Annotated in this window: 14 protein-coding genes; 5 read left to right on the top strand and 9 right to left on the bottom strand. The window is 60.6% G+C overall.

Annotated elements, in window-relative coordinates; genetic code table 11:
- Positions 1–30: 30 nt before the first annotated feature.
- The 8 genes from odhB to C0V76_RS04245 all read right to left on the bottom strand — a co-directional run bounded on the left by odhB (position 31) and on the right by C0V76_RS04245 (position 9,888).
- Complete coding sequence (gene odhB / locus C0V76_RS04210) at positions 31–1,284, bottom strand: 2-oxoglutarate dehydrogenase complex dihydrolipoyllysine-residue succinyltransferase (protein ID WP_101941136.1); 1,254 nt, start codon at positions 1,282–1,284, stop codon at positions 31–33.
- A 36-nt stretch (positions 1,285–1,320) separates the two neighbouring features.
- Positions 1,321–4,170, bottom strand: a complete 2,850-nt coding sequence (locus tag C0V76_RS04215; protein WP_101941137.1) for a 2-oxoglutarate dehydrogenase E1 component — start codon at positions 4,168–4,170, stop codon at positions 1,321–1,323.
- Between the two features lie 65 nt (positions 4,171–4,235).
- Positions 4,236–5,846 carry a citrate synthase gene (gltA, locus tag C0V76_RS04220; RefSeq protein ID WP_101941138.1) on the bottom strand — a complete coding sequence of 537 codons (1,611 nt, stop codon included), beginning with the start codon at positions 5,844–5,846 and terminating at the stop codon, positions 4,236–4,238.
- Positions 5,847–5,849: 3 nt separating this feature from the next.
- The gene (locus C0V76_RS04225; RefSeq protein ID WP_101941139.1) at positions 5,850–6,557 is read right to left on the bottom strand and encodes a succinate dehydrogenase iron-sulfur subunit; all 708 of its coding nucleotides are present in this window, start codon (positions 6,555–6,557) and stop codon (positions 5,850–5,852) included.
- Positions 6,558–6,577: 20 nt separating this feature from the next.
- Entirely contained in the window at positions 6,578–8,350 is a 1,773-nt protein-coding gene (gene sdhA / locus C0V76_RS04230; protein WP_101941140.1) for a succinate dehydrogenase flavoprotein subunit, read from the bottom strand.
- A complete protein-coding gene (gene sdhD / locus C0V76_RS20015; RefSeq protein ID WP_101941141.1) occupies positions 8,351–8,698 on the bottom strand; it encodes a succinate dehydrogenase, hydrophobic membrane anchor protein in 348 nt (115 codons plus the stop codon).
- Positions 8,692–9,096, bottom strand: a complete 405-nt coding sequence (gene sdhC, locus C0V76_RS04240) for a succinate dehydrogenase, cytochrome b556 subunit (RefSeq protein WP_101941142.1) — start codon at positions 9,094–9,096, stop codon at positions 8,692–8,694. The genes sdhD and sdhC overlap by 7 nt, the downstream gene beginning before the upstream one ends.
- 63 nt (positions 9,097–9,159) lie before the next feature.
- A complete protein-coding gene (locus C0V76_RS04245) occupies positions 9,160–9,888 on the bottom strand; it encodes a GntR family transcriptional regulator (protein WP_101941659.1) in 729 nt (242 codons plus the stop codon).
- 209 nt (positions 9,889–10,097) lie between these two features.
- Here C0V76_RS04245 and C0V76_RS04250 point away from each other — a divergent pair, with 209 nt between their 5' ends.
- The 4 genes from C0V76_RS04250 to C0V76_RS04265 all read left to right on the top strand — a co-directional run bounded on the left by C0V76_RS04250 (position 10,098) and on the right by C0V76_RS04265 (position 15,680).
- On the top strand, positions 10,098–11,090 hold the full coding sequence (locus C0V76_RS04250) for a malate dehydrogenase (RefSeq protein ID WP_101941143.1): 993 nt from the start codon (positions 10,098–10,100) through the stop codon (positions 11,088–11,090).
- A 27-nt stretch (positions 11,091–11,117) separates the two neighbouring features.
- Positions 11,118–12,125: a CoA ester lyase gene (locus C0V76_RS04255; protein ID WP_101941144.1), complete on the top strand. Its 1,008-nt coding sequence runs from the start codon at positions 11,118–11,120 to the stop codon at positions 12,123–12,125.
- A gap of 80 nt (positions 12,126–12,205) precedes the next feature.
- Positions 12,206–14,815, top strand: a complete 2,610-nt coding sequence (gene acnB / locus C0V76_RS04260) for a bifunctional aconitate hydratase 2/2-methylisocitrate dehydratase (RefSeq protein WP_101941145.1) — start codon at positions 12,206–12,208, stop codon at positions 14,813–14,815.
- Between the two features lie 190 nt (positions 14,816–15,005).
- On the top strand, positions 15,006–15,680 hold the full coding sequence (locus C0V76_RS04265; protein ID WP_101941146.1) for a hypothetical protein: 675 nt from the start codon (positions 15,006–15,008) through the stop codon (positions 15,678–15,680).
- A 75-nt stretch (positions 15,681–15,755) separates the two neighbouring features.
- On the opposite strand, the gene C0V76_RS04270 is transcribed toward C0V76_RS04265, so the two are convergent.
- On the bottom strand, positions 15,756–16,829 hold the full coding sequence (locus C0V76_RS04270) for a LacI family DNA-binding transcriptional regulator (protein ID WP_158239142.1): 1,074 nt from the start codon (positions 16,827–16,829) through the stop codon (positions 15,756–15,758).
- 299 nt (positions 16,830–17,128) lie between these two features.
- On the opposite strand from C0V76_RS04270, the gene C0V76_RS04275 reads away from it, so the two are divergent.
- The gene (locus C0V76_RS04275) at positions 17,129–17,686 is read left to right on the top strand and encodes a hypothetical protein (RefSeq protein ID WP_101941148.1); all 558 of its coding nucleotides are present in this window, start codon (positions 17,129–17,131) and stop codon (positions 17,684–17,686) included.
- Positions 17,687–17,719 lie beyond the last annotated feature (33 nt).

Consider the following 17,719-nt stretch of genomic DNA (forward strand, 5'->3'; position numbering starts at 1 on the left):
GGAGCACCAGCCCCGGAGCATTCGCCGTTATCAGATATCCAGCAGCAGACGGGCCGGATCTTCCAGCGCTTCCTTCATCGCCACCAGACCCAGTACAGCCTCGCGGCCATCGATGATGCGATGGTCATAGGACATGGCGAGGTAGTTGATCGGGCGGATCACGATCTGACCGTTTTCAACCACCGGGCGATCCTTGGTGGCATGGATGCCGAGAATTGCGGACTGTGGCGGGTTGATGATCGGGGTCGAAAGCATCGAGCCGAACACGCCACCGTTGGAGATTGAGAAGGTGCCGCCGGAGAGATCTTCCATGGAGAGCTTGCCCTCCTTGGCCTTGGCACCGAATTCGGCAATCTTCTTCTCGATCTGCGCAATCGACAGCTGGTCGGCATTGCGCAGAATCGGCACCACCAGGCCACGCGGCGAACCGACCGCGATACCGATGTCGAAATAGCCGTGATAGACGATGTCATTGCCATCGACAGAGGCGTTCAGCACCGGGTACTTCTTCAGCGCGGCGACTGCAGCCTTGACGAAGAAGGACATAAAGCCGAGCTTGATGCCGTGTTCCTTTTCGAACTTTTCGACGTACTTCTTGCGCAGTTCCATGACCGGAGCCATGTTCACTTCGTTGAAGGTCGTCAGGATGGCGTTGGTAGCTTGCGATTGCAGCAGGCGTTCCGCCACGCGGGCACGCAGGCGGCTCATCGGCACCCGCTCTTCCGGGCGATCAGAGAGTACGGCTTCAACAGCCGGCGGCACAGGCGGTTGCGGCAGAGCGGCAGTCGAAGTTGCGGCCGGAGCGACCACCGCCGGGGCGGAAACCGAGCTGCCCGTAGCAGGCTTGCTCACGCCCAGGGCATCCGCCTTGGTCACACGGCCTCCGGGGCCGGACCCTTGTACCGCGGAGGGGTCCACGCCCTTCTCAGCGAGGATCTTGCGGGCGGCCGGGCCGCTACCGGAGGCGGCCGCTGCTGCGGCCGGCGCGGTAGCGGCCGGAGCGGCAGGCGCTGCTGCTGCGGCCGGGGCCACGGCACCAGCCTTGGCTTCAGTGTCGATGTGGGCAATCAATTCGCCACTTACAACGGTGGAGCCATTGCCCTTGACGATCTTGACGATCACGCCATCGGCCGGGGCCGGTGTTTCCAGCACGACCTTGTCGGTTTCAATATCGATCAGGTTCTGGTCGCGCTTCACAGCCTGGCCTTCAACTGCGTGCCAGCTCACCAGGGTCGCTTCGGAAACGGATTCCGACAGTTGCGGCACTTTGACTTCGATGATCATGTTCTGATTCTCCAGTTTTTATCCGTGCTGCTGCGCTCAGGAGCGCGGAGCCAGGTCTTGTCCGAGTTTGCCGAAGGCACCTTCCACCACTTCGCGCTGCTGGGCATTGTGCACCGCGTAGTAGCCCACGGCCGGCGAAGCCGAAGCCGGACGGCTCACCAGATACAGGGTGTGCTTGCTGCCCATCGAGCGGGTCAGGTGCTGACGCGAGGCGATCCAGTACCAGGCTCCCTGGTTGCGCGGCTCTTCCTGACACCACACCACTTCCTTGGCATTCGGGTACTTCGCCAGCTCAAGTGCAAAGGCATCGTTGGGGAAGGGATACAGCTGCTCCAGACGCACAATGACCGTGTCTTTCAGATCCTTGGCGCGGCGCTCGGCCAGCAGCTCGTAATAGAGCTTGCCGGAGCACACCACCACGCGCTTGACCTTCTTGGCATCGAACTTGTCGACTTCACCAATCACGGTCTGGAAGCTGCCATTGGCCAGGTCGTCCAGCGAGGAGATGGCATCCTTGTGGCGCAATAGCGATTTCGGTGTCATGACCACCAAGGGTTTGCGCAGCGGGCGCACCATCTGGCGACGCAAGAGGTGGAAGATCTGGGCCGGAGTGGAAGGCACGCAAACCTGCCAGTTGTTCTCGGCACACAGCTGCATGTAACGCTCCAGACGACCAGAGGAGTGCTCCGGGCCCTGACCTTCGTAACCATGCGGCAGCAGCATGGTGATGCCAGCCTGACGACCCCACTTGGCTTCGCCGGACGCGATGAACTGGTCGATCACCACCTGGGCGCAGTTGCCGAAGTCACCAAACTGGGCTTCCCACACGACGAGCTGGTTCGGCTCGGCCGTAGCGTAGCCATATTCGAAACCCAGGATGCCGGATTCGGACAGTACCGAGTCGATCACCACAAAGGGTGCCTGTTCGGGTTGGATGTTGGCCAGCGGCACAAGATTGCCGTCGTCCCACTTTTCGCGGTTCTGATCGTGCAGTACAGCATGGCGGTGGAAGAAAGTGCCACGCCCGCAATCCTGACCGGAGATGCGCACGCCGTAGCCTTGCGCCACCAGCGACGCGTAGGCGAGGTTTTCGGCCATCCCCCAGTCCAGCGGCTGACTGCCATCACCCATGGCCTTGCGGGCCTCGATGATGTTGGAGACGCGTGAGTGCAGGGTGAAATCGGCCGGCACATCGACCAGACGCTTGGCCAGACGCTTCAGCTCGGTCATCGGCACGCCGGTCTTGGCATCATCCGTGTATTCCTTCTTGATGAAGGGCGTCCAGTCCTGAGCAAACTTCCGGCTATGGCCGGAAAGCACCGGGTTGTAGAGCAGCTCGCCACGATCCAGATGTTCACGGTATTCAGCGATCATCTTGTCCGGCTCGTCAGCACTGATTACCCCCTGCCCGACCAGCTTGTCGGCGTACAGCTTGCGCGTACCCGGGTGCTGAGCAATCTTCTTGTACATCAGCGGCTGGGTGACCATCGGCTCATCCGCTTCGTTGTGACCGAGCTTGCGATAGCACAACAGATCGATGACAACATCCTTCTTGAAGGTCTGGCGGAATTCGACGGCCAACTGGCAAGCCAGCGCCACCGCTTCCGGATCGTCAGCATTGACGTGGAAGATCGGGCATTCGCCCATCTTGAAGATGTCGGTGCAGTAGATCGAGGAACGCGAATCACGCGGATCCGAAGTCGTGAAGCCGATCTGGTTGTTGATCACCAGATGCACTGCGCCACCCGTGCCATAACCACGAGTCTGGCTGAAGTTGAGCAGTTCCTGGTTGATGCCCTGGCCAGCCACGGCAGCATCACCGTGGATCAACAGCGGCACCACCTGGCTCTTGCTGACATCATTGCGGCGAGTCTGGCGCGCATAGACGGAGCCCTGAACCACCGGATTCACGATCTCAAGGTGAGAAGGATTGAAGGCCAGAGTCAGGTGCACCGGTCCACCAGCAGTGTTCACGTCGCTGGAGAAACCCATGTGGTACTTCACGTCACCAGCCGACAGGTCGGAAGCATGCTTGCCTTCAAACTCTTCGAACAGCATCTTGGGCGCCTTGCCCAGCACATTGACCAGCACATTGAGGCGGCCGCGGTGGGCCATGCCAATCACGATTTCCTGCACGCCCAGCGAGCCAGCAGTGTTGATGAAAGTATCCATCGCCACGATCGCCGTATCGCCGCCTTCCAGCGAGAAACGCTTCTGGCCGACGTAACGGGTGTGGAGATACTTTTCCAGGGTTTCCGCTGCGGTCAGGCGCTCGAGGATGCGCTTCTTGGTCGGCACATCGAAGGACGGCGTCGAGCGGATCGGCTCCAAACGGCTCTGGATCCAGCGCTTCTGCTGCACGTCGGCCATGTACATGTATTCGACCGCCAGCGTGCCACAGTAGGTCTGGCGGGCAGCGTCGAGAATCTCGCGCAGGGATGCCTGGCTCTTTTCCTGAAACTGGAAGGAGCCGATGTTGAAGCTGGTGGAGAGATCCGCTTCGGTGAAGCCGTAATAGGACGGCTCCAGCTCGGCAATCGAGGGGCGCTCCTGCCGCTTGAGCGGATCGATCTGTGCCCAGCGGTTACCAAGGAAGCGGTAGGCGTTGATCATCTGCAGCACGCTGATCTGACGCTTGTCGGCCACGCCAGGCGTAGTGACAGCCGCCGACAGAGGCTTACCCTGCTTGGCAATCTGCGCAAACGAAGCGATGACGGGTGCATGAGCCACATCACGGCTTGCACCCGGCAGGTTCTGCAGCGAATCGAAATAATCGCGCCATTGATCTGGCACGTTCGAGGGGTTCTCGAGGTAAGTCTCGTAGAGCTCTTCAATGAACGGCGCATTGCTGCCGAACAGGTAGGAATTGAGCTGGTACTGTCTCATCTTGGATGGCCTTTATCTCTGCGGGGGCCGCTGGTGACCCCCGGTTCTCGGGCGGTGTTCTTGGCTTAACGGAATGCCATCGGCTTCACATCGCGCTGCGGTGCGCCGGTGTAAAGCTGACGCGGACGACCAATCTTCTGCTCCGGATCGCCGATCATTTCGTTCCACTGCGCAATCCAGCCAATGGTGCGAGCCATCGCGAAGATGCCAGTGAAGAGCGACACGGGGATGCCCATGGCCTTCTGCACGATGCCGGAGTAAAAGTCGACGTTCGGGTAGAGCTTGCGGGACACGAAGTACTCGTCTTCCAGCGCGATCTTTTCCAACGCCATCGCCAACTTGAACATTGGGTCGTCCTGCAGCCCGAGCTCGTTCAGCACTTCGTGGCAGGTTTCACGCATCAGCTTGGCGCGCGGGTCGTAGTTCTTGTAGACGCGGTGACCGAAGCCCATCAGCTTGACGTTGGAGTTCTTGTCCTTCACCTGGGCGATAAACTCACCGATCTTCTCGACACCACCCTGCTTCATGATGTCTTCCAGCATCACCAGACAGGCTTCGTTGGCGCCGCCGTGTGCCGGCCCCCACAGACAAGCGATACCGGCAGCGATACAGGCGAAGGGGTTGGCACCGGAGGAGCCGGACAGGCGCACGGTGGAGGTCGAAGCATTCTGCTCGTGGTCCGCATGCAGGATCAGGATGCGGTCCAGAGCACGGGCCAGCACCGGGTTCGGTTCGTACTTCTCGCACGGCGTTGCGAACATCATGTGCAGGAAGTTGCTGGAATAGTCCAGATCGTTACGCGGGTACATGAAGGGCTCGCCGATCGTGTACTTGTAGGCCATCGCGGTAATCGTCGGCAGCTTGGCAATCAGGCGCATTGCCGCAACGGTACGGTGCTCCGGATTGGCGATATCCAGAGAGTCTTGGTAGTAGGCCGACAGCGAGCCGACCATGCCAACCAGAATCGCCATTGGGTGCGCATCGCGGCGAAAACCTTGATACAGACGGGTCAGTTGCTCGTGCACCATGGTGTGATCACGCACGGTCTTCACGAACTCGTCGTACTGGATCTTGCTCGGCAGCTCGCCATGCTTGAGCAAGTAGCAGGTTTCGAGATAGTCGCAGTTCACCGCGAGTTGCTCGATCGGATAGCCGCGATACAGCAGCTCGCCCTTATCGCCATCGATGTAAGTGATCGAAGATTTGCACGCAGCCGTCGACATGAAGCCTGGGTCGAAGGTAAAGGCACCGGTCTTGCCATAGAGCGTGCGGATGTCAATGACATCCGGACCGATGCTGCCGGAGAGCACCGGAAACTCGTAAGACTGGCCATTGAAGCCCAGCGTCGCGGTTTTCTGTGTAGTCATGCCTGCTTTCCCTTCTGTAGAACGTGTAGGTGCTTCTGTTGGTGCTGCTAAGGGTAGTTCCGGTGCGCTCTGCCTCAGCAGGGTCACCATGTTTTTCCACTTCTCGACCGTACATTCCTGCTTGCCGTTGAGCATGGCCCACAATTCGTGGTCATCGCAGGTCAAGAGATCCTGCAGCTCGAGCAGTTGAGCTTCGTCGAGCTTGTCGAGTTCCGTAGCGGCAAAGCGCGTGAAGAACAGGTCAATCTCCAGCAGGCCACGCCGGGCCCGCCATTTGATCTTCTCGCGCAGAGCCTTATGTTGTGCCATCGATCAGACTGCCCGCGACAACATCAATTCCTTGATCTTGCCGATGGCCTTGGTCGGGTTCAGATGCTTCGGACACACATCCACGCAGTTCATTATGGTGTGGCAACGGAACAGGCGATACGGGTCTTCAAGGTTGTCCAGACGCTCGTTGGTCTCATCATCACGCGTATCGGCAATGAAGCGATAGGCCGCGAGCAGGCCAGCCGGGCCAACAAACTTGTCCGGATTCCACCAGAAGCTCGGGCAGCTGGTCGAACAGCAGGCACACAGGATGCACTCATAGAGACCGTTGAGCTCTTCGCGCTCTTCAGGGGTCTGCAGGCGCTCCATCTCCGGCGCCGGCGAGTTGCTCACCACGTAGGGTTTGATCGAGTGGTACTGCTTGAAGAACTGGGTCATATCCACGATCAGGTCGCGGATCACCGGCAAGCCAGGCAGCGGACGCAGCGTGATCGGCTGCGGCAGGCTGTCGATATCGGTCAGGCAGGCCAGGCCATTCTTGCCGTTAATGTTCATGGCATCCGAGCCACACACACCTTCACGGCAGGAACGACGGTAGGACATCGAATCATCCAAAGCCTTGATCTTCACGAGAGCATCGAGCAGCTTGCGATCGGAAGGATCAAGTTCGACCGATAGATCCTGCATGTAGGGCGCTGCATCCTTGTCCGGATCGTAGCGGTAGATTTTGAATTTGACGGTACGGGTCATTTCTTGTCAGCTCCCGGCAATCAATAGGCACGCGTCTTGAGCGCAACGCTTTCGACGGTCAACGGTTTCAGGTTTACCGGCTTGTATTCCAGGCGATTGCCTTCACGGTGCCATAGAGTGTGCTTGAGCCAGTTGGCATCATCACGGCCATTCGGACGCTCCGGGGTATCCGGGGCATCGTCACGCACGTGTGCGCCGCGCGATTCAGTACGGGCATTGGCCGAGATCATGGTGGCCTTGGCCACTTCGATCAGGTTTTCAAGTTCCAGTGCTTCGATACGCGCGGTGTTCCAGACCTGCGACTTGTCCTTGATCTCGGTCTGCTGAACCTGCTTCTCGATCTCCAGAATCTTGTCGACGCCCTGGGCAAGCATGTCCTTGAAGCGGAACACACCGGCATGCGCCTGCATGGTGCGCTGCATGGCCAGACGCGTCTCGTGCACGTCAGCGCCATTTTTCTGGGTATCCAGACGATTGACACGCGCCAGCGCCTTGTCGATTTCGCCTTGCGGAATCTCCGGCAGAGAGGCAGGTTCGTTCTTGATGAACTCGATCATCGACTCACCCGAGCTCTTGCCGAAAACCAGCAAGTCGAGCAGCGAGTTGGTGCCCAGGCGATTCGCGCCATGCACCGAGGCACACGCACATTCACCCGCAGCGTAGAAGCCGGCGACCGGAGCGCCATTAGCCACTACTTCGCCACGATAGTTGGTCGGAATACCGCCCATCTGGTAGTGGCAGGTCGGCACCACCGGAATCGGTGCCTTGATCGGGTCGGTGCCGGCGAACTGGATCGAGATCTCGCGGATGCCCGGCAGACGCTTGTTGATCACGTCAGCATCAAGGTGGGTGATATCAAGCAGCACGTGATCCTTGCCGGTACCACAGCCGCGACCTTCGTTGATTTCGGTGACCATGGCGCGCGAGACCACATCACGCGAAGCCAGATCCTTGGCGTTCGGCGCATAACGCTCCATGAAGCGCTCACCCGAAGCATTGCGCAGAATGCCGCCTTCGCCACGCACGCCTTCGGTAATCAGCACGCCTGCGCCAGCCACACCGGTCGGATGGAACTGCCAGAACTCCATGTCTTCCAGCGGAATGCCGGCTCGCGCCGCCATGCCAACACCATCACCGGTATTGATGAAGGCATTGGTCGAGGAGTAATAGATACGACCGGCACCGCCGGTGGCGAACAGCGTAGCCTTGGCCTGGAATACCGTGATTTCGCCGGTTTCCATTTCCATTGCAATCACGCCCAGCACTCGGCCATCGGGTGCGCGCAGCATATCCAGCGCCAGCCACTCGACGAAGAACTGGGTATTGGCCTTCACATTGCGCTGATACAGCGCATGCAGCATGGCATGACCAGTCCGGTCAGCCGCCGCACAGGCACGACGCACCGGCTTCTCGCCGAAATTCGACATGTGGCCACCGAAAGGGCGCTGATAGATTTTGCCTTCGTCGGTACGGTCAAACGGCATGCCGTAGTGCTCAAGCTCGACCACGACTTGCGGGGCCTGCTTGCACATAAACTCGATCGCATCTTGATCGCCGAGCCAGTCTGAACCTTTGACCGTGTCATACATGTGCCAGGTCCAGTGATCCGGCTCGGAGTTACCCAGCGACGCGGACACCCCACCCTGCGCAGCCACCGTGTGCGAGCGGGTCGGGAACACTTTGGAAATCACCGCGGTCTTCAGGCCGGATTCGGCCAGAGTCACCGCAGCACGCATGCCGGCGCCACCAGCACCAACGATTACTGCATCAAACGTACGCTTGGCGACTTTCACTTACAGCCTCCACAGGATCTGAGCGACCCAGCCGGCATATCCGGTAAGGGCCAAAAGGGTGATGGCGTGCAGAGTCAGACGCACGCTGATCGGCTTGACGTAATCCATCCAGATGTCGCGCACACCAATCCAGGCATGGAAGAGCAACGACAAAGCGAACAGGAAGGTCACGAATTTGGTAAATCCGCCGCTCATCAGGGTACGCCACGCAGCGTTATCCCAAGCTGGCAGAGCGGCAATCCGGACCAGCATGTAGACCGTAAAGAAGGCCATCACGGTTCCAGTCACGCGCTGGGCCAGCCAGTCGCGAAAACCGTAGTGGGCACCCACTACCAGACGCTTCACCATGTCAGCACCCCCAGAAAAGCGGTCAGAGAAAGGCTGATCACCAGCACAGCCATTGCGCTGGCGCGGGCCGGGGCGAGCTCAATGCCAATATGCATATCCAGCAACAGGAAGCGAATGCCGGCACAGAAGTGATGCAGATAGGCCCAGAGCAAGCCCAGCAGCAAAAGCTTGACTACTGGCAGGCCCAGCACTGTGAAGACCATCGCCTGGCGATAGCACTCCAGTTGCTCCGGCGTACCAAGACTGGCACCGAACAAGGCGATCAACACCGGCAGACAGAGGAACAAACCGATCCCACTGATCCGGTGAAGAATCGACACAAACCCGGGCAAGGGCAATCTGATCTGCATGAGATTCAGATGTTTGGGCCTTGCCTTCCTGACTGTAGCTTCTGCCATCGTGCGCACCTCTCTTTTATATGAATCCGGCACCGTTGCGCGCGGCACCGACCTGTAAATCCGTCAACTCAGTTCATTGATATAGAAGTGTTCAGCGGTCGAGTACAGGCCGCGTCTCCACTCCACCGGCTTGTCGCCGTAGGTATACGCCAGTCGCTCAACGGAGAGCAGGGGCGTGCTCTCCTGTACATTCAGAACGTCAGCCACCGCACGGTCAGCCGACACAGCACGGATCTTCTCGGTCGCTCGCACCATGCGCACACCAAAACGGGATTCAAAAAGACTATAGAGCGAGCCTTGCCACTCCTTGAGCATTTCCAGGCTCAAGCCCTGAAAAACATCGCCCGGCAAGTACATTTCATCGATCACCACCGGCTTGCCGTCAAATTTCAGCACCCGGCGCACGATGAAGATCTGGCTGCCAGGCTCGATACCGAGGTTGCGGGCCGCCTCCTGCCCAGCCTTGCCGCGCAGACATTCAAGCGGCTGACTCTTGGGCAGCACCGGACCGCCATTGACGGCCTTCAAACGCAGAAAGCGGAATACCGCGCGCGGATCCTGATGAGTGGAGACAAACGTGCCCTTGCCTTGGCGCCGCACAAGAATGTTCTCGGCCGCCAACTCATCAACAGCCTTGCGTACGGTGCCCTGACTCACACCGAAGCGCAGCGCAAGCTCCTGCTCGCTCGGGATCGTTTGCCCCGGGAGCCATTCCCCAGAGTCAAGCGCCTGAACGATCAGATTCTTGATCTGTCGGTACAAGGGGCTGAAAGTTGGCGATTCGTGTGCCATAACGATCATTCAAGCACAAATGACCCACTTCGTCCATATCCTATTCTATATCTTATATAAGACATAAGTTAGCTTTTGACACACCAGCACTCGAAGTATAAACTCCAACGCAAATACCGCAGTACACAACAGGCAACACACCCGCAACCCCAACGAGACGCAGCGCGATCAGCGCTTATAAACAGCCCTATAGCTACAAGGAGCCCCGCATGTCCAAGTCGCCCATCCGTGTCACCGTTACCGGCGCTGCCGGTCAGATCGGTTACAGCCTGCTGTTCCGTATTGCTTCGGGCGAAATGCTCGGCAAAGACCAGCCAGTCATCCTGCAGCTGCTCGACCTGCCGCAAGCCCAGAAGGCGCTGGCCGGCGTGATCATGGAGCTGGAAGACTGTGCTTTCCCGCTGCTCGCCGGCGTGATCGCCACCGATGATCCGGCCGTGGCCTTCAAGGACACCCAGGCCGCCCTGCTCGTCGGCGCCCGCCCGCGTGGCCCCGGTATGGAGCGCAAGGACCTGCTCGCTGAAAACGCCAAGATCTTCACCGTGCAAGGTGCAGCGATCGGCCAGTACGCAGATCCGGATTGCCGCGTCCTGGTGGTGGGCAACCCCTGCAACACCAACGCCTACATCGCCAAGGAAAGCGCCAAGAAGTTCGGTCGCGTTCCGGCCAAGAACTTCACCGCCATGCTGCGCCTGGACCACAACCGTGCCCTGTCGCAACTCTCCGGCAAGACCGGTCGCCCGGTTTCCAGCCTGAAGAACCTGATCGTGTGGGGCAACCACAGCCCGACCATGTATGCCGACTACCGCTTCGTGACCAGCAATGGCGACAGCGTCAAGGCCCTGATCAACGACGAAGCCTGGAACCGCGACGTGTTCCTGCCCACCGTCGGCAAGCGCGGCGCCGCCATCATCGAAGCGCGCGGCCTGTCCTCCGCCGCCTCGGCGGCCAACGCCGCAATTGACCACATGCACGACTGGTTCCTCGGCTCCAACGGCGAATGGGTCACCATGGGTGTCGAGTCCGATGGCTCCTACGGTATTCCTGCCGGCATCATCTACGGCGTGCCGGTCATCACTGCCAATGGTGAATACAAGCGCGTCGAAGGCCTGGAAATTGACGACTTCTCGCGTGAAAAGATGAACTTCACCCTGAAGGAACTCGAAGAAGAGCGCGCCGGCGTTGCCGACCTGCTTGGCTGATCACCTCCAGCTGCAACAGAGAGCCCAATGAGCATCGCATCCAGCCGCAGCCACCTGCCCCCGGATGCCGTGCTCTATCCAGAGGGCAGTCCACTGCCCCGGATTCCCGTTGTCGAGCATTTCGCCGGCAACGAGAAAACCATGCGCAAGGCCATGGCCTTGCAAGCCGAGCGCGGCGCCGTCTTCGACATCACCTGTGATTGCGAAGATGGCGCTCCCGCCGGTGCCGAGCGCGAACACGCCGAGATGATTGCCGCACTCATCATGAGCAGCGACAACCATTTCCAACGCATCGGCGCACGCATTCACGACATCACCCACAGTGCCTGGCGCACCGACCTGGAACAGATCGTCGGCCTCGCCGGCCCCCGCTTGGCTTACCTCGTTCTACCCAAGGTGCGCGGCGTCTCTGACGTGGAGCGCGTGCTGGTTGCCCTGCGCGAAGTCGCGCAGCAAGGGGGGCTTGAACGCGAAATCCCCTTGCACGTACTGATTGAAACCCACGGTGCGCTGCACCAGGTGTGGGAGATTGCCGCCCTGCCCGGTGTCGAAACTCTGGACTTCGGCCTGATGGATTTCGTCAGCGCGCATCACGGGGCAATTCCGGCCAGCGCCATGCGCAGCCCCGGTCAGTTCGAACATCCACTGATCGTCAGTGCGAAGAGCCGCATCGTCAGCGCAGCACTGGCACATGGCGTGCTTCCGAGCCACAACGTGTGCACCGAACTGGTGGACATGGCCGTGATCGAAAACGATGCCCGCCGCGCTCGCATGGAGGCCGGCTTCCTGCGCATGTGGAGCATTCATCCCAACCAGATCGAACCCATCCTGCGCGGCATGCAGCCCAGCGAAGCAGAAATCGGGACTGCCGGAGAGATCATTCTCGCCGCCCAGGACGCCAGCTGGGGGCCGATCCGCCACCATGATCGCCTGCACGACCGGGCCTCATATCGCTATTACTGGAGTGTGCTCAAACGGGCACGCGCCACCGGCATCACCTTGCAAGATGAAGTATTGAAACGTTTATTCGCGTAACCCAAACCTGTAGAAGCGGCCTCTGGCCGCGAGCGGATTCGCGGCCAGAGGCCGTTTCTACAAAATCAGGAGGAAAGACCGTGCTAGTAGCCTACCGCCAACACGCCGCCGAACGTGCCGCCCTCGGCATCCCGCCCCTTGCGCTGGACGCCAAGCAAACGGCCGATCTGATTGAGCTGCTGAAGAACCCGCCGGCCGGCGAAGAAACTTTCCTCGTCGACCTGATCACTCACCGCGTTCCGCCTGGCGTGGATGATGCCGCACAGGTCAAAGCCTCCTTCCTGGCTGCCGTCGCCCATGGCGATGTGGCCTGCCCGCTGATCTCCAAAGCCAAGGCCACCGAGCTGCTCGGCACCATGGTCGGCGGCTACAACGTCAAGCCTCTCATTGACCTGCTCGATGACGCAGCCCTCGCCCCCATCGCCGGCGCTGCGCTGAAGACAACCTTGCTGATGTTCGACTTCTTCCACGATGTCGCCGAAAAAGCCAAGGCTGGCAACTCCGTCGCGCAAGACGTGATCAAGAGCTGGGCCGAAGCCGAATGGTTCACCTCGCGCCCCGAATTCCCCAGCAGCATCAAGCTGACGGTTCTGAAAGTGACTGGCGAGACCAACACCGATGACCTCTCGCCCGCGCCCGATGCCTGGAGCCGCCCGGACATTCCCCTGCATGCCCTCGCCATGCTGAAGAACACCCGCCCCGGCATCACGCCCGAAGAAGACGGCAAGCGCGGCCCGATCAAGATGATTCAGGACCTCGCCGCCAAGGGCAACCTCGTTGCCTACGTTGGCGACGTGGTCGGCACCGGCTCCTCGCGCAAGTCGGCGACGAACTCCGTGCTGTGGTGGACCGGCGAAGACATTCCCTTCGTGCCGAACAAGAAATTCGGCGGCGTCTGTCTCGGCGGCAAGATTGCTCCGATCTTCTTCAACACTCAGGAAGATGCTGGCGCGCTGCCGATTGAAATTGATGTCGCCAAGATGGACATGGGCGACGAGATCGAACTGAAGGTCGACCACGCAACCGGCAAGGTCACCGCCACAAAGGGCGGCGCCACCATCGCCGAATCGCAACTCAAAACCCTTGTGCTGCTCGACGAAGTGCGCGCCGGTGGCCGTATCAACCTGATCATCGGCCGCAGCCTCACCGGCAAGGCACGCGAATTCCTCGGCCTGCCCGTATCCACCCTGTTCCGCCTTCCGCAAGTGCCAGCCGACACCGGCAAGGGCTATACCCTGGCGCAGAAGATGGTCGGCCGCGCCTGTGGCCTGCCTGAAGGCACCGGCATGCGCCCCGGCACCTACTGCGAACCCAAGATGACCTCGGTCGGCTCGCAAGACACCACCGGCCCGATGACCCGCGACGAACTGAAAGACTTGGCTTGCCTCGGCTTCTCCGCCGATCTGGTGATGCAGTCCTTCTGCCACACCGCCGCCTATCCGAAGCCGGTCGACGTGAAGACGCACCGCGAGCTCCCCAAGTTCATCAGCAATCGTGGCGGCATCGCGCTGCGCCCCGGCGACGGCGTGATCCACAGCTGGCTGAACCGCATGCTCCTGCCCGACACCGTTGGCACCGGCGGCGACAGCCACACCCGCTTCCCGGTCGGCATCAGCTTCCCGGCCGGCTCCGGTCTGGTCGCCTTCGCCGCCGCCACCGGCGTGATGCCGCTGGACATGCCTGAATCGGTGCTGGTGCGCTTCAAGGGTTCGCTGGATGAAGCCCAGAAACGCGGCGTTACCCTGCGCGATCTGGTGCATGCCATCCCCATGTACGGCATCAAGCAAGGCCTGCTGACGGTCGCCAAGGCCGGCAAGATCAATGAATTCTCAGGTCGCATCCTGGAAATCGAAGGTCTGCCGGATCTGAAAGTGGAACAGGCTTTTGAATTGTCGGATGCCTCCGCCGAACGCTCCGCCGCCGGCTGCACGGTGCGCCTCAACAAGGCCCCGATCGTCGAGTACATGCGCTCCAACATCGTGCTGTTGAAGAACATGATCGCCGACGGATACGCCGACAAGCGCACCCTGGAACGCCGCATCCAGAAGATGGAAGACTGGATCGCCAATGGCGAATTGCTGGCACCGGATGCGAATGCCGAATACGCTCATGTCATCGAAATCGATCTGGCCGACATCAAGGAACCCATCCTGTGCTGCCCGAACGATCCGGATGACGCCAAGCCGCTGTCCGAGCTGGCCGGCACCAAGATCGATGAAGTCTTCATCGGTTCGTGCATGACCAACATCGGCCACTTCCGTGCAGCCTCCAAGTTGCTCGAAGGCAAGCGCGATATTCCTGTCAAGCTGTGGGTGGCTCCGCCGACCAAGATGGACGCTTCCGAGTTGACCAAGGAAGGCCACTACGGCGTCTTTGGCAGCGCCGGTGCGCGAACCGAAATGCCCGGCTGCTCACTGTGCATGGGCAACCAGGCGCAAGTGCGTGAAGGCGCAACGGTGGTGTCGACCTCGACGCGCAACTTCCCCAACCGTCTGGGCAAAAACACCAACGTGTTCCTGTCCTCAGCCGAAGTCGCGGCGATTGCCTCCAAGCTCGGTCGCTTGCCTACCGTTGCCGAGTACCACGCTGACATGGGCGTGATCAATGCCGACGCCGGCAAGATCTATCGCTACATGAACTTCGATCAGATCAGCGAATACAAGGAAGTAGCCGACGAAGTGAAGGTCTGATCGCCTGTCGCGTTCATCCCTGAAAAGAGCCCGTCCGGAGGAATCCGGGCGGGCTTTTCAGCTTTTTACCGGTCTCAGGCTGGAAAAAGCTCAAAAGACGCTGGTCAAGATAGGCCACATACATATAATGGTCAAATTCGGCAACTATAGTACTTTCGGCATATAACCAATTACTTAGACCCAGACCATCGTGGCCACGGTTCGACCCGATTCGACTGCTGCGAAACCGCTCCGCTCGCGCCTCTCCAACCCGGACCGGCACGCCCCGGAGCAGATCTACCTTTTCGAAGCCCTGCGCGAGCTGGCCTTTGAAACCTGTCTGGAAGTAGCTGGCAGCACCCTGCGCATAGGCCTCGCCGCCAGCCATTGGCAACTGGAACAAGCCCGGCGCCTGCTGGAGCAGTTGCAGCCGCAGCATCCGCCCCTTGATCGATTGCCAGCCCCCGAACTCGAACGCGTTGTGGCGCTGGCGCTTCATATCAGCCCACGCCGGCAGCGCGCTCAGGGCGTGATCTGCCTGCGCCGCGACAACCCCGCCGGCCTGCAGCTGGACCTGCTGCACCGCCCGGCACTCGACGCGCTGCGCGCACGCGGCGCACGCTTGGTCGAAGTCGAGCGACTCGCCTTTGACCAGCATATTGCGCCCGAGCAGCTCGCTCGCCCGATGATCCAGGCGCTTGCCAGCACCGTTGCGGACTGGGACAGCACCGATATCCTTGCCGAATGCCCGCGCAGCCATGCCGGCTTCTATTGCAGCCAGCTCGGCTTCAAGCGCCTGGGCAAACAGACGGACGCCAAGCGGCTCCTGCTCTGCCTCAGTCGCAAGCAGCTCACACGTTTGCAGGCCAGTAGCAGCGAAAGCTGAGTCCCGGCCTTTGCCGCCCCGCCAGAAACGCAAAAGCCCGGTTCAACCGGGCTTTTGCTTGTCCAGGGAAACGGACTATTTGCTCGCCAGCTTGCCACACAAGGTGCTCTGGCGCACCACCAGATCGTGCGTAAGAAGCGGGTTCTCGGGAATCGCACAGGCTTCCGGATAAGGCTCGCCGCGGCGCTCGCAGATGCGTCGCACCAGAAGGCGCAGCGCCACCTCGGCCATGCGCGGCGTGTCCTGCGTCATGGAGGTCAGTGGCGGGATCAGGTAGGCGCTCTCGGGCAGGTTATCCACGCCCATCACGGCAAGGTCTTCCGGCACACGCAAACCCAGCTTGTGGGCTTCGGCGAGCACACCGATTGCCATCCGGTCGCTGCCCACGAAAACCGCATCCAGCTTCGGACAGATTTCCAGCAAGCGGCGCAGGCCAGGGCCGCCGGTATGCACATCCCAATCGCCCTCCACCACGTTGCGGGCCATCTCGCTTGTACCCGCCTCGGCCAGTGCGGCCTTCCAGCCTTCAACCCGCTGCTGCGACACCCAGCGATTGGTCGGGCCGGCAATATGGCCAATATTCTTGCGCCCCAGGCTCAGCAGGTGGCGGGTCGCCACACGCCCTGCTTCGAAATTGTCAAAACTCACGGTATCCACACCAGGACGCGGCTTGGCATTGATGGCCACCAGCGGCATCGGCAGGCTGGCAGCATCGAAAGTATCCAGCCAGGCATGGCTATCACCGATTTCGGGGCCCGCCCAGATCACGCCGTCCACCTGACGCTCGATCAGATAATCCAGCATGGTACGGATGCTGCCGCTGCTGAAATCGGTCATTTCCTTGATCAGCAGCGCATAGCCCATCTTGTCGGCCTGGCGCACCATACCGAGGTACGCCACGCCGGACACCAGATAGCCCTGGCCGCCGTTACTCACGACACCGATGGTCTGGCTGCGTCCGGTGCTCAACTGGCGCGCCAGCGCACTGGGGCGGAAGCCAAGGGTATCGATGCACTGAAGCACGCGGGTGCGCGTCTCCTCGGTCACATGTTCGCTGCCATTCACCACGCGCGACACGGTCTGCTTCGAAACGCCTGCCAGCTTGGCCACGTCGGCCAGAGTCACCCGCTTGTCTGCCGCTGAATTCATCCTCTTTCCTTTCTCTTGCCCAACGAACCCGCATTGAAGCAATGCCATGCGCCGTACGAGGGCATTATTTCGGCGATTATGGCGCGAAAAGCCGCCTGGCGCATCGTTCCTGCACGCACCGAAGCCGTTCAAAACCCGGCCAGATCATCTGTGTTGAAACGCTTTTTTCAACATCTTCGAGCAAACTGCGTCCTGCTACCGAAAACAAGCCCGAATGCTCAGCGCGCGGAGCACTCTAGCCGAGAGCCCTTGCCTCCCGGCCAAGCGCCGGACGGTTCCTCGCGGGCATAATCACGGCCATGTCAGCCCCCACCAGCCTTCTCTACCTCGACACCCTGCTGTGCCTGCGCCAGCACGACAATCCGTTCGACGCCGACAGCCCCTACCTCCTGCTCTTCGCCGGCCAGCCTGGCCCACAACCACAGGCCGATGTAGTCCGCATCACCAGCCGGCACTGGCACAACCGCACCCGCAGCGGGCGCCTGCATCTGGTTAACAGCTGGGTTCATCACGATGTACGCCCCGCCAGCGTGCTTCTGGTAGCCATGCTGGAGCAGAACTGGCAGCTCGATCTCAACGATGCCGCCCTCGAATCCTTGCGCCGCGCAATGCAGACCCGCTGGAGCCATTTCGTGCGGCGCATGGCATCTGCCAGCCTGCCACTGGCTGCCCAGCATGCCTTCAAGCGCCAGCTGCAATGCCTGTTGCGCAATGATGCCCTGATCCAGATCCGCCCCCTGCCGCTGAGCACCCTGCATGGCACCCTGCCCGCACTGAACTTCAGCGGGCACGGCGCCCGCTACCGGGCCAGCTTTCACACTCGTCGCTTGCAGCCGGCTGGGCTAACACTCGCCTGACGCGCAGCGGCCTTCCGTCGCCCCGAGGGAAAC

Source organism: Uliginosibacterium sp. TH139, assembly GCF_002855595.1.
Classification (GTDB): Bacteria; Pseudomonadota; Gammaproteobacteria; order Burkholderiales; family Rhodocyclaceae; genus Uliginosibacterium; species Uliginosibacterium aquaticum.